We start from the raw sequence: 11884 nt of genomic DNA on the forward strand, positions 1-11884 counted from the left end.
GAGTATTAAGAGTTAGATCTATCGCTGGACATATCGTCGCATGGTGGCAATTCTCCCGCGATGGGGAACACTCCCCATCGCCGGGCACACCAGCGGACACGCAGTTATTGTCGGTCCGCGGTGCGCAAAAGTTGGTACTATTCGCGGCCGGTTTCGCGTGGCACGATGGGGTTGTGCGGGGGGCACGCAAATCTGCGCCCCCGCGGCGCTGGCCCGAAGGAAGCGCCATCAAAAGAGAACTCAAAGACGCCGCAGACGCGGCGGAGGACGTCACCAACTCACGCGCACTGGAGTTGCTGGCGAGGGTGGGTTTCGCGGTAAGCGGCCTACTGCACTTCCTGGTGGGCGCCATAGCCATCCGCCTCGCCATGGGCGGTTCGGGGAATGCTGACTTCAGCGGTGCTGTTTCCGAACTGGCCAGCCAGCCCGCCGGGCCGTTCCTCCTGTGGGCAAGCTTTGCCGCCTGCGCCGCCCTTGCCGTCTGGCAGGCCAGCGACGCCGTCTTCGATTACAACCGGCTGCCCACCAAGGACAAAGTCGGTAAGAAGGCCAAAGCGGCAGCGCAGACCGTGGTGTTTGCCGGGCTCGCCGTGACCCTGGCCAGCTTCGCCATGGGCACAGGGTCCGGAGGCGACAACCAGCAATCAGCGAGCGACCTCACCGTCGCCGTCATGAAAGCCCCCGGCGGCATAGCACTGCTTGTCCTCGTGGGGCTCGGCATGGCCATCACCGGGATCATCTACGGCATCCGCGGAATCAAGAAGACCTTCGAGAAACAGCTGACGATGCCCGTCTCTCCCTCCGCCCGGACAGCCGTCACAGTACTGGGCGTCACCGGCTACATCGCCAAGGGCATCGTCCTGCTGCTGACCGGGATGCTCATCACCATCGCCACCCTGGGCGCCCATCCGGATGAATCCACGGGCCTGGACGGCGGACTCAGGGCCCTCCGCGACCAGCCCTTCGGCGTGTACCTGCTGGCCGCCGTGGGCGCCGGCCTCATCTGCTACGGCGTGTTCATGGTGGTGCGGGCTCGCCTGGCCAAAATGTAGGGTGGGGCGCCATCTCCGGGGCCCCGGTCTACCCGCCCACCCGGCCCACCCGGCCTCCGGTTAGGGTGGGTCCATGCCCCAGGTACGCGCCGAACGCCTCATCCGCCTCGATCCGGAGACAGTCTTTGCCCTCTCCCAGACCACGGGTGCGTTCCGGCTCCAGTGGGACCCGTTCATCTCTGCCCAAGGTTTCCTGGACGGCGCAACGTCCGCCGGAAAGGGCGTCCGGACTCGGACCGTGTCCCGCCTGGGCCTGGTGATGGTGAGCGAGTACGTTTCCTATGCGCCACCCAGGAACGTGGGTATGACCATGGTGTCCGGACCGTGGTTCTTCACGAATTTCGGCGGCGGCTGGCGTTTCACCGCGGACGACGGCGGCACGCGCGCCGTCTGGAAGTACACCTTTTCGTGCCGCCCGGCATGGTTGCGGCCGGTGGCTGAACGGATGGGCGCCTGGCTCCTGGGCCGTGAGATCACTAAGAGGATCGACGCGTTTGCCCGCGCCTGCGAAAACCCAGCTCTGGTGGCCGAGTTACGCGCCCTCCAAACGCCGTGATCACAGCGCCGTGAACACCGGACCGTGTTCGCCGGCACAGGGATCAGGGCACCGTAATCACAGCAACGGCGCGCTGGGTTTCGTCCCGCAGTTCCAGGCTGGCGATGCTGGCCAGCTGTAGGGGCGTGGCGCCCATGACCTTCACTCTCCCGCTGGGCGTGGCGGTCCAGGCGCACGCCCGGTCTTCGCCGCCGTCGCGGTCCCGGATCCAGAGCGAGAGGGTCCCGTCCAGCGGCAGTTTGCTGCCGTTCACGGCCAGCTCGGTGCCCCAGGTTTTCCGGGCAAGGTCAATGCTGAACTGCAGGCCATTGCCGGACTGAACCGAGTAGCTGGCGTCCGGCTCCGGCGGCCGGCTCAGCAGCGGGGCCGCGGCCACCCCCAAGGCGAGGGACGCCGCGGCGACGGCACCCACCACGGCCGCCCACCGCCGTCGTAGTTTACGACGCCGGGTGGCCAGTTCATCGAGGACCCTGCGCGGCACGGAGCTGGCTGGCTCGGGGGCCACCGCGGGGCGGGCGCTCCCGGTGAGCGCCACCGCGTCCGGGACGGGAAGCGCGTCGAGCAGGGCCGGCAGGCTTTCAAGCTCGGCGAGTTCGGTCCGGCAGTCCGCGCAGTCCTCGAGGTGGGCTTCGAAACGTTGCGAATCCGCGGGGTCAAGCCCGCCGAGCACGTAGGCGCCCAGCAGCTGGTGCAGCTCAGAGGCGTTCACCGCTCCACCCCCATCTCGTCCAGGATGGTCCGCAGCGCCCGGACTGCGTAAAAGGCGCGGGACTTCACGGTTCCGCTGGGGATGTTCAGCTGCACGGCGGCCTCGTTGACGGTGAAACGGCGGTAGTGGAGCGCGACGAGGACATCGCGGTGTTCGGTACTGAGCCGCAGCAGCGCCTCTTCCATCAGCACACGGTTCAGGAGTTCATCCACGCGTTCCACGGCCTCGGAGGGATCGGCGAGTTCGCGTTCCATCACTTCGGCCGGGCGCCTTTGGGCTTTGCGGTAGTTGTCGATCATGATGTTCCGCGCGGTCCGGAACAGGTAGCTGCGGAGGCTTCCGGTGATGTCCGGGGCCTGCTGCCAGACCCGCAGCACGGTCTCCTGGACCACGTCCTCTGCCAGCTGCGGGTCGCGGGAGGCGCTGAGCACAAAACGGCGCAGGGCGGAGCCGTGTTCGCGGTAGATCGCGGCCACCACGTCCTCGTCCAGCGGCATGCCGCCCTCCTGTCCCTGATCCGGTCTGCGGTTACAAATGCGGGCACACAGCTGTTCGTCCACACGATTACGTGCATCCACAGCGACGCTGCAGCTCCGCGTACATGCGATATAACGTCGGCGGACGGAAAACGGTTCACTTTGAACCATTCTTCACCCTGGTGCGTCGTACCGGTTAGCGTCCGGCGATCCGACGCCGGGCCCCAGCCGAGGAGGATCCCCATGAAACAGCATTTGGGCACAGGACTTGCCGCAGCGGCTCTCATAGCCGCACTTGCAGGCTGCGGCGGCAGCCCGGGAACCACCACCACAACCGCCGCTCCCACCACTCCGGCGGCCACCAGCCCGGCCGCCACGTCCGCCGCCACTCCATCAGCCACCTCAGCCGCCGTCGACCTCAAGACAGCATCCTCCAGCGCTGGCAACATCGTGGTGGATTCCGCGGGCATGAGCGTCTATTTCTTCACCAAGGACGTGAAGGATTCCGGCACCAGCGCCTGCACGGGAGCGTGCCTGACCGCGTGGCCACCGCTCCTCACCACCGCGGCCAAGCCTGCCGCAGAAGGCGTCACCGGCACGCTCGGGACAATCACGACGCCGGACGGGGCCAAGCAGGTGACCCTGAATGGACTGCCGCTGTACTACTTCGCGAAGGACAAGAATCCCGGCGACGTCCTGGGGCAGGGCGTCAACGACGTCTGGTACCTGGCCACGCCGGCCGGGGAAATCCGGACAGCGGCGTCAGGCTACTGACAGTTCAGGCACTCACTGACGAACCGCCTACGGATGGATGCCGGGCAGCGGGACTGGAGGCGTGGGCGGCGGGGGCAGAGCCGGGGGCTGTCCCTCGCCGTTCAGCGGCGCCCCCGGTACACCCGGCGTGACGTTTTCAGTTAGCGGAAGGTCTGGCAGGGGCACTGCCGGCGCTGAAACCGATGGAGCCTGAGCGGGCTGCGTGGCTTGGCTGGAACCGGATCCCGGAGCGGCCGGAACCGGCACAGTGTCAGCCGGCCCGGCGGGTCCTACGGCAGGGACGGCGGGCTGGCCCGGTCCCGGAGCCGGGGTCTCCACCGGCGCGGGGGCAGACCCGCCGCCAACGGTGGACACGAAGGATGTTACTGCGTGGTTGACCTGGCCGATGGAATCCCGGATCCCCTGGTCGGAGGCCACGGCAACGGCGCCGCCGGCCGCCAGCGAAACGGCCACGGACAGCGTGGTGAGGGTGATCCTGCGCTTGGCACGACGGCGGGCGGCAAGCTCGTCGGTGGCCGCTGTGAGCTGGCCGGTTGCCTCGGCGAGGGCTGCGGCGGGCTCTGACTGAGGGGAAGCCGCCACCGCCAGGTAACGGGTCGCTGCCGCGTGGCTCGGTGCAGGCGTCGGGACAACAGTCTGTGTCACGGCAGGAGTCTGTGTCACGGCAGGCCTCATAAGCGCGGCAACCGCATCGGAAGGTACCGGCCGCTCGGCTGCGAGCGCCTGGAGCTCCAGCAGAACGGGGTGGAGGACGCCGTCGTCGTCCAGCCCTGCCTCCAGCAGCAGCCGGTCAACAGACGCGTCGTCGCGGAAACCTTTGCGTGAGCCTGCGGTGTCACTCATGATCTGCCTGGTTTCTTCTAAGAGTCTGGTCCTTGAGGTTTTGCAGCGCCCTGCGTTGGAGCTGCTTGATGGCACCCTGGGACTTGCCCATGATGCCGGCCACCTGTTCGATGGATAAGTCCGCCACCACCCGCAGGGCCAGAACCTCGCGGTGTTCATCGGCGAGGCCTTCAAGCAGGGCAGCCGCGCCGCCGCTGTGGCCCAAGGCGTGGTCCTCCGCGGACGCCGTGCTCCGCCCGTCCTGCAGAGGGTCGTACGGAGTGAAGTCCGGCCGGCGTTCAACCCGCCGGTAGTAGTCCACCATCCGGGCGTGGGCGATGGAAAACACCAACGACTTGGCGCCCTGAAGGCCGCCGGTCAGCTCACCAATCTTGGGGAAAAACGCCAGGAACACATCCTGGGTGACAGCTTCGGGATCATCCACGCCACGGGCCTTGAGATAACCCAGGACCGCTCCGGACAAGGTTCGATAGACAGCGCCAAAGAGCACAGCCGGATCAGCACCGGCCGTGTCTGCAAATGTATCTATGTCTTCTTCGGCCAAAGTGTCTAGCACCAGTGGCTCCTCCATCCCGGGCAGCGTAGTCGCTCATCCCGGTATTTGGCGCGGCGTGCTCCGCTGCTGTCGGTCAGCTGCGGTCGGTCAGCTATCTGGCTGCCATGTGGACTGCGGGAATCCGGTCCGTCCGTAGCCGGTTCCCGCAGTCCACACTAGCTGAGCAGGTCCTAGTGGCCCGAAACGGCCGGAACGTCTACAACCTCGCCCGGCACGGCGGGAACAGCAGGAACGGCGGGAACGGAAGGCTCGCCGTCGACACCCGGAACTGCCGGCACGGCAGGAACAGCGGGCAGCTCGGGGCGCTCAGCCTTGGCGGCGGCAGAACCCTCGCCAGCAGCGTCGGCGTCGGCCGAGGCGGCACCCTGTGCAACGACGTCCGTGCAGAAAGCGTCAACGTTGCCTTCGCCCTCGGCGGCAATGACCAGCGACGAGAAGCCCTCGGAGGCTTCGTTCAGTCCACCGTTGGCGAAGGCGGTGCAGAGGCCAAAGGCTGCGGCACCTGCAGCGTCCACTGCGGTGCCGGCGGCGGCGGAGGCGTTGGCCTCGGCTGCGACCTCATCGTCGGAGACGGCTGCTTCGCCGGTTACTGCTGCATCACCGGAGGCGCTTGCGGAGGCTGACTCAGCAGAGTCAGCGGCCAGCTTCGGGGCCGGGGCGCCGAGCAGTTCGTGGGCGGTCTGCTGTGCGTCGGCCGGGAGGGCGCCGGAAGCAGCTGCGACGCCGGTTCCACCGACGGCCAGGGTGCCCGCGGCGAGTACTCCGGCGGCGATTTTGCTGGTGGCGAGAACAGTGAACAACGACATATGACACTCCAAAACCTAGAGAACAATTCAGATCCGGCTCCGTGAGGAGCCCTTCACCCCCTACATCGCTGGCCGGACCGGGAAAGTTACGGCGCCTCCCAATCTTCTTTCGTGGCCCGGCTGCGGACCCATGGACCGCACTAGCATCGAGGCATGGCGATCACTCCGGAATCCGGAATTCATGCTGCGCCACGCCGACGAGCTTATCGATGGCCAGTACATCAACCACCCGGAGCTGCGGCCCATCGCGATGCGCTCCTGGCGTGGGCGGCGGCCCCCGAGGGCGTGGAGATCCAGATGCGGAAGGGCTACGTCTCGCTGCACAGCCCGCGCCGGAAGTTCGCCCAGGTCACCCGGACCACCAACACCGCCGTGGACGTCGCGCTCCGCCTCGACGCAGCCGCCGGAGGGCGTTTGGAAGCCTTGAAGGCCCGGACCGATGATCGCTTCGACCGCCGCGTCCGGCTCACGTCTGTGGACCAGGTGGATGAGGAACTGCTGGAAGTCCTCGCCAGGGCGCTGGACCAGAACACCTGACAGTTGGAACGACGGCGGGCCGGGTCGCCGGAAAACTTCCGACGAACCCGGCCCGGGACCGTGGTGAGGGTCCTACGCGTCGATCATCTCGTCGTCGTCCGCTTCCTCGAACTCAACGGCGGCGACGATTTCCTGGGTCTCCGGGTTGATCATGAACGCCTCTTCGTCGTCCTCCACCATGATGAAGTCGCCGTGGTCCGTGGTGAAGTGCCAGGCCAGCGTCTTCTCGCCGTCGTGCATGTAGTTGGGGTCACCCATGGTGATTTTCTGCAGCGTGTAGCCGGCGATGTCGCACAGTTCGCGGATGATGACCTCGAAATCCGGGGCGTCCTCCAGTGCTTCCTCATCGGCCGCGGCCTGGCGCTCCTCGAGGTTGGGGATGAGCGCAACCTGACGCTCGATGTAGGCGTCGAGCTCCTCGTCGTCGAGCACCAGCAGGCCCTCCTGGGACAGTAGCCAGGCGGCGTTGAGGGCCGTGATGTTTTCGGTTTCGAACAGCTCCTCGAACTCGCCGTCGAGCTCTTCAATGGTGCGCACGGCGTCGGTGGACTCTTCCTCGGTGTCCAGGTCGCCGTCGAGGTAGCGCTCTTCGTCTTCCTCGGACAAGGCATCAAACGCCGCAACGGTCCGGTTGAAGAGCTCCAGGTGGGCGGTTGCGCCCATCCCGGCGAGGCCCTCGCGGATGAGCGGGTCCACTTCGTCCCGGTCCGCGGTGAACACGTACTGGGCGAAACCGCCCTCCAAGGACTGCGTGACGTAGAAGTCAACGTAGTAGCTGCCGAGCGCCGCGGGCGCGATCTCGCCGGCGTCGAGCAGTTTCCCGTACATGGCGTTCACCACGTGAACGTTGGCATCTACAACCTCCTCGCTGCCTGCATCGATGCTGGCCTTCGTCAGGACGACGGGGTTCTGGCTCATGGTCATGGGATTCCTCACTGCTGAATGCCGGGTGCTGCTAGGGACACTTTCACGCTACGTCGGCGGGGGCGGCGCCGTGTTGAGGCGGAAGTGAACGTCAGGCGAAGTTTCAGGCTCCCGCCGGGCGAACTAAGATGAAGCAGATAACCTCCGATCGGACACGGCACCCCCGTGGCCAGCTGAAAGTAGCGCGCACCATGCCATCCCAACCGGACGAGAGTGCGGCACTGGCAATACAGACCCCCGCCATTAACGACCGCTCCCTCGCGGCCGGGTTGGCGTATGCCATGGGCAGCCGGGTTGCCGGAATGTCGTTCGACGCCGCCACCGGGCTGATGCTGGGCAAGGTCCGGGGAGGTGCCGATGTCCCCTACTCCACCACGGCCAAGCTGGTGCGGAAATCGGGCGGCTGGAGCTGCACCGTGGGTGTCTGCAGCTGCCCCGTCCGCAAGGACTGCAAGCACGTGGCCGCGCTGCTGTTCGCCGCCGAGGACAACCCGGCCATCCGCGTCCAGCTCCTTGCCCCGGCTGAAGTTTCCCGGCTTTCCCGCCAACCCGCCAACCTGGACCTGGCCGACTGGGAGCAGGCCCTCAGCCCGCTCATTTCGCAGCCGGGCATCACCCAGTCCATCAGCGGCATCCCGCTGGCCCTCCAGTTCGAGATCGAGGAACCGGCGCCGCACTTCTCCTACACAGGCCGCCGCGACCCGCTCCGCAGCGTCCGCCAGCTCAAGGCCCGGCCCGTGATTATGGGCGCCAAGGGCAAGTGGATCCGCGGCGACGTCTCCTGGAACACCCTGAGCTACCTGAACTTCCGCCGCGAATGCAACGAGGCGCACATCGAGTGGATGCAGGCATTCCTGGCCGCACACACCGCCGCCGCCAACCGGGTTCATAACTCCTCCGCGCTGTGGCTGGGCCTGAACACGTTCGCCGGGAAGAACATGTGGGGCCTGCTCGTCGACGCCAAAAAGATCGGCCTCGCCTTGGTTCACAGCCGCGGCACTGAGCCCGTGCGGCTCGCGGAGTCTCCCGCCGCCGTCGGGCTTAATTTGAGCCGATACGGCTCGCCTTCCAGTGACGCCGGCAATCCCGCCACTGCCACCCCGGAGGTCGCTCCCGGCACAGTAGCTCCCGGCACAGGGGCCGACGACGGCGGGCTGGAGCTCGCGCCCACCATCACCGTTGAGGGGGAAGACGTTGATCCAGCGTCGGTGGGGACCATTGGCCGCCCCGCGCACGGCATTTTCCTGACCACGGGCGGGGAGGCTTTGCCCGGGGTTTCCGCGGAGAATGTGATCACGCTGGCCCCGCTGGAAAGCGGTCTGAGCGAGGAGCTGCTGACCTTCGTCACGGCTGGCAGCACGCTGCACATTCCGGCGAAGGACGAGACGCGCTTCCTCACCGGCTTCTACCCGAAGCTCAAGCAGGCAGCCCGGGTCACGGCGACGGACGAGTCGGTGGCTCTGCCCGCCCTGGCCCTCCCGACCCTTTCCCTGCTGGCCAACTACGGCGCGGACCACCGGGTCCGGCTGCACTGGGAATGGCACTACAAGTCCGGAAACCTGGTCACGGCCCAACCGCTGTGGCGTCACCCCGGCGACCACGGCTACCGCGACGACACCGCCGAGGCCCGCATCCTGGAGGGCATCGGCCAGCCGTGGAACGTTGTTCCGGCCCTGGGCGAATCGGCCACCGGCGGCTGGGGCACGCCACGCCTGTCCGCGTCCGCCGAACTGAGTGGCCTGGACACGCTGGCCTTCACCGAAGACGTCCTGCCCGAACTCCGGAACGCGCCAGACGTATCAGTGGATACTGCCGGGGACATCGCCGACTACCGCGAGGCCGAGGAAGCGCCGGTCGTTTCCATCTCCACCAAGGCCACGGAACAGCGCGACTGGTTCGACCTTGGCATCCAGATTTCGCTCGAGGGCCAGCCGGTGTCCTTCGCCGCCGTGTTCTCCGCATTGGCCGCGGGCCAGACCAAGATGCTCCTGCCCAGCGGCGCCTACTTCTCGCTGGACCTGCCGGAACTGCACCAGCTGCGCGCCCTGATCGAGGAGGCCCGCTCGCTGCAGGACAACAAGGATGCCCCGCTGCAGATCAGCCGTTTCCAGGCCGGGCTCTGGGACGAGCTCGCGCAGCTGGGCATCGTGGACGAGCAGGCAGCAGCCTGGCGTGAGGCCGTGGGCGGGCTGCTTGAAGGCGGGATCAACGGGCTGCCGCTGCCTGCCTCGCTCAATGCGGAGCTCCGGCCGTACCAGCTGGAAGGCTACAACTGGCTCAGCTTCCTGTATCGGCACAGCCTGGGCGGGATCCTCGCCGACGACATGGGCCTGGGCAAGACCGTGCAGGCACTCGCCCTGATGTGCGCCGCGAAGGAACAGGCTGCTGAGCTTGCGGCGGCTGGCACGGCTCCGGGTTCAGCAGCGGGCGCGCCGGCTCAAGTAGCAGCGTCCGACGTTCCGGCGTCCGACGGCGGGACTCCCTTTTTGGTGGTTGCCCCCACCAGCGTGGTGGGCAACTGGGCGGCGGAAGCCGCACGCTTCGCTCCCGGCCTCACGGTCCGCATCGTGAGCGAAACCTTTGCCAAGAACGGCCAGGATGCGGCCGTTGAACTCGGCGGCGCGGACATCGTGATCACGTCCTACGCACTGTTCCGGATCGACTACGACTCCTATGCCTCCAAGACCTGGGCGGGTCTGGTGCTCGACGAAGCCCAGTTTGTAAAGAACCACCAGTCCAAGGCCTACCAATGCGCGCGGAAGCTGCCCGCGGCGTTCAAGCTGGCCATCACGGGCACGCCGTTGGAGAACAACCTCATGGAGTTCTGGGCGCTGACCTCCATCGTGGCGCCGGGCCTGTTTTCAAGCCCCAAGCGGTTCGCTGAGTACTACCAGAAGCCGGTGGAAAAGAACGGCGACAAGGGGCAGCTGGACAAGCTCCGCCGTCGGGTCCGCCCGCTGATGATGCGCCGCACCAAGGACCAGGTCATCAAGGACCTGCCGCCCAAGCAGGAGCAGATCCTGGAGGTGGTGCTGAACCCGCGCCACCAGAAGGTCTACCAGACGCATCTGCAGAGGGAACGGCAGAAGATCCTGGGCCTGATCGAGGACGTGAACAAGAACCGGTTCACCATCTTCCAGTCCCTGACCCTGCTCCGCCAGCTCAGCCTGGACGCGTCGCTGGTGGATCCGTCGCTGTCCGGCGTCCGCTCCAGCAAACTGGACGTGCTGTTCGAGCAGCTGGAGGACCTGGTGGCCGAGGGCCACCGGGCGCTGATCTTCAGCCAGTTCACCGGGTTCCTGGGCAAGGTCCGCGAGCGGCTTGTGGAGGAGAAGATCGAGTTCTGCTATCTCGACGGCGGCACCCGGAACCGAACCGACGTCGTCAACGAATTCAAGAACGGCAGCGCGCCGGTGTTCCTGATTTCTTTGAAGGCCGGCGGATTTGGGCTCAACCTGACCGAGGCCGACTACGTTTTCCTACTCGATCCCTGGTGGAACCCCGCGTCCGAGGCGCAGGCCGTGGACCGGACGCACCGGATCGGGCAAGCTCGGAATGTCATGGTCTACCGGCTGGTGGCCAAGGACACGATCGAGGAAAAGGTCATGGCGCTGAAGGCCCGGAAGTCGCAGCTGTTCGCGGATGTGATGGAGGGCGACGCCCTGTCCAGCGGGTCGATCACGGCCGAGGACCTCGCGGGGCTGTTCAAGGACTGAGCGCGATCAAGGCCTAACTGCAGGCTGTCAGGATACCGGCGATCGCGTCCCGCTCGGCCTGGGTGACCCACAGGCTGTAGTTGGCCTTCACGGCGGTCTGCCGGGCTACGTATTCGCACCGGAACGCCTTGTTTGGCGGGAGCCAGGTGGCCGCATCCTTGTCGCCCTTGGCGCTGTTGGTTGCCCCGTTGGCAGCCAGGAGGTTCAGGGGATCGTTGGCCAGCTGCCTGCGCTGTTCGGCGCTGAGCTGCTGGGCGCCCTTTTGCCAGGCGTCGCTGAGGGCGATGAGGTGGTCGATCTGGACGGCGGAGCTGGTGGTGTTGCCGCGGACGAAGTTGATGGTTGTGCCGGTGTACTTGTCGGCCAGCGTACCGGTGGCAACGACGCAGTTCTGTGTACCGGGCTTGAACGTCTCGCCGTCGAGGTCCCTGGCGAGGATGTCGTTTCGGGTATCGCAGCCGTTCCGGTCGACGTCCGCCCACGGGGGGCCGAATTCCTCGCGGGTGTAGCCGGTCTTGGGTGCGCGCCCCTTCACCGGGATAGTCTCCAGCTGGGCGAGGGCCGTTGCCACGTCGGCTGGGCTCACAGATAATTCGCCGGCGTTGCCCGACGGCGGTGCTTCCCTGACAGCTTCGGCCACCTTGTTTGCGGCCTGGGCTGCGGCGTCACAACCGGTGAGGGCGCTGGCGAGAAGCAGCATGGTGAACAGCGTCAGGGCTTTGGTGGCGGCGGAGCGGTTGATCGTTATGTCCTTCAGGAGTGCGGCGGAGGTGAACAGGCTACTAGCGCCGGCCGCCCTGATCCGTCATGCCCAAGAGTGGAGTCCGTCACGTCAGAACGCCTGAGACTCGGGAAAGCGCCTATTGGGAACCGCCCATCTGGCCACCAACCCTGACCGTTTCTAAATCGGTTCCTGAGCCAGACCCCGAGGTTCA

Annotated in this window: 12 protein-coding genes; 5 read left to right on the forward strand and 7 right to left on the reverse strand. The window is 66.6% G+C overall.

The annotated features are described in order from the left end of the window. The first annotated feature begins 173 nt into the window (after positions 1 to 173). Both NG701_RS14885 and NG701_RS14890 read left to right on the forward strand, forming a co-directional pair. The gene (locus tag NG701_RS14885) at positions 174 to 1052 is read left to right on the forward strand and encodes a DUF1206 domain-containing protein (protein WP_252568580.1); all 879 of its coding nucleotides are present in this window, start codon (positions 174 to 176) and stop codon (positions 1050 to 1052) included. 73 nt (positions 1053 to 1125) lie between these two features. Beyond that, positions 1126 to 1608, forward strand: a complete 483-nt coding sequence (locus NG701_RS14890) for a type II toxin-antitoxin system RatA family toxin (RefSeq protein WP_252568581.1) — start codon at positions 1126 to 1128, stop codon at positions 1606 to 1608. Positions 1609 to 1651: 43 nt separating this feature from the next. Here the strand turns inward: NG701_RS14890 and NG701_RS14895 are convergent, their stop codons facing one another. Beyond that, entirely contained in the window at positions 1652 to 2317 is a 666-nt protein-coding gene (locus NG701_RS14895; RefSeq protein ID WP_252568582.1) for an anti-sigma factor family protein, read from the reverse strand. Further along, positions 2314 to 2814 carry a sigma-70 family RNA polymerase sigma factor gene (locus tag NG701_RS14900; RefSeq protein ID WP_252568583.1) on the reverse strand — a complete coding sequence of 167 codons (501 nt, stop codon included), beginning with the start codon at positions 2812 to 2814 and terminating at the stop codon, positions 2314 to 2316. The genes NG701_RS14895 and NG701_RS14900 overlap by 4 nt, the downstream gene beginning before the upstream one ends. A 222-nt stretch (positions 2815 to 3036) precedes the next feature. On the opposite strand from NG701_RS14900, the gene NG701_RS14905 reads away from it, so the two are divergent. Next, entirely contained in the window at positions 3037 to 3567 is a 531-nt protein-coding gene (locus tag NG701_RS14905; RefSeq protein WP_252568584.1) for a COG4315 family predicted lipoprotein, read from the forward strand. 27 nt (positions 3568 to 3594) lie between these two features. On the opposite strand, the gene NG701_RS14910 is transcribed toward NG701_RS14905, so the two are convergent. The 3 genes from NG701_RS14910 to NG701_RS14920 form a co-directional block, all read right to left on the reverse strand. Further along, positions 3595 to 4410: a hypothetical protein gene (locus NG701_RS14910; RefSeq protein WP_252568585.1), complete on the reverse strand. Its 816-nt coding sequence runs from the start codon at positions 4408 to 4410 to the stop codon at positions 3595 to 3597. Continuing rightward, positions 4403 to 4981 (reverse strand): RNA polymerase sigma factor, encoded by a 579-nt coding sequence (locus NG701_RS14915; RefSeq protein WP_141138651.1) that lies wholly within the window; start codon positions 4979 to 4981, stop codon positions 4403 to 4405. The genes NG701_RS14910 and NG701_RS14915 overlap by 8 nt, the downstream gene beginning before the upstream one ends. Positions 4982 to 5136: 155 nt before the next feature. After that, the gene (locus tag NG701_RS14920) at positions 5137 to 5772 is read right to left on the reverse strand and encodes a protein tyrosine phosphatase (protein ID WP_252568586.1); all 636 of its coding nucleotides are present in this window, start codon (positions 5770 to 5772) and stop codon (positions 5137 to 5139) included. 153 nt (positions 5773 to 5925) lie between these two features. On the opposite strand from NG701_RS14920, the gene NG701_RS14925 reads away from it, so the two are divergent. Further along, on the forward strand, positions 5926 to 6309 hold the full coding sequence (locus NG701_RS14925) for a DUF5655 domain-containing protein (RefSeq protein WP_252568587.1): 384 nt from the start codon (positions 5926 to 5928) through the stop codon (positions 6307 to 6309). A gap of 72 nt (positions 6310 to 6381) precedes the next feature. Here NG701_RS14925 and NG701_RS14930 read toward each other — a convergent pair whose 3' ends face one another. Further along, on the reverse strand, positions 6382 to 7233 hold the full coding sequence (locus tag NG701_RS14930) for a DMP19 family protein (RefSeq protein WP_056341263.1): 852 nt from the start codon (positions 7231 to 7233) through the stop codon (positions 6382 to 6384). 191 nt (positions 7234 to 7424) lie between these two features. On the opposite strand from NG701_RS14930, the gene NG701_RS14935 reads away from it, so the two are divergent. Next, positions 7425 to 10949: a DEAD/DEAH box helicase gene (locus NG701_RS14935; protein WP_252568588.1), complete on the forward strand. Its 3525-nt coding sequence runs from the start codon at positions 7425 to 7427 to the stop codon at positions 10947 to 10949. A 13-nt stretch (positions 10950 to 10962) separates the two neighbouring features. Here the strand turns inward: NG701_RS14935 and NG701_RS14940 are convergent, their stop codons facing one another. Then, positions 10963 to 11649: an HNH endonuclease family protein gene (locus NG701_RS14940; protein WP_252568589.1), complete on the reverse strand. Its 687-nt coding sequence runs from the start codon at positions 11647 to 11649 to the stop codon at positions 10963 to 10965. Positions 11650 to 11884: the final 235 nt, after the last annotated feature.

This window comes from Pseudarthrobacter cellobiosi (assembly GCF_023913815.1).
Lineage (GTDB): Bacteria > Actinomycetota > Actinomycetes > Actinomycetales > Micrococcaceae > Arthrobacter > Arthrobacter cellobiosi.

Coding starts and splice junctions, on each gene's coding strand:
- NG701_RS14890 (WP_252568581.1), top strand. CDS start 1,126: ATGCCCCAGGTACGCGCCGAACGCCTCATCCGCCTCGATCCGGAGACA.
- NG701_RS14900 (WP_252568583.1), bottom strand. CDS start 2,814: ATGCCGCTGGACGAGGACGTGGTGGCCGCGATCTACCGCGAACACGGC.
- NG701_RS14905 (WP_252568584.1), top strand. CDS start 3,037: ATGAAACAGCATTTGGGCACAGGACTTGCCGCAGCGGCTCTCATAGCC.
- NG701_RS14910 (WP_252568585.1), bottom strand. CDS start 4,410: ATGAGTGACACCGCAGGCTCACGCAAAGGTTTCCGCGACGACGCGTCT.
- NG701_RS14915 (WP_141138651.1), bottom strand. CDS start 4,981: ATGGAGGAGCCACTGGTGCTAGACACTTTGGCCGAAGAAGACATAGAT.
- NG701_RS14920 (WP_252568586.1), bottom strand. CDS start 5,772: ATGTCGTTGTTCACTGTTCTCGCCACCAGCAAAATCGCCGCCGGAGTA.
- NG701_RS14925 (WP_252568587.1), top strand. CDS start 5,926: ATGGCGATCACTCCGGAATCCGGAATTCATGCTGCGCCACGCCGACGA.
- NG701_RS14930 (WP_056341263.1), bottom strand. CDS start 7,233: ATGACCATGAGCCAGAACCCCGTCGTCCTGACGAAGGCCAGCATCGAT.
- NG701_RS14935 (WP_252568588.1), top strand. CDS start 7,425: ATGCCATCCCAACCGGACGAGAGTGCGGCACTGGCAATACAGACCCCC.
- NG701_RS14940 (WP_252568589.1), bottom strand. CDS start 11,649: ATGCTGCTTCTCGCCAGCGCCCTCACCGGTTGTGACGCCGCAGCCCAG.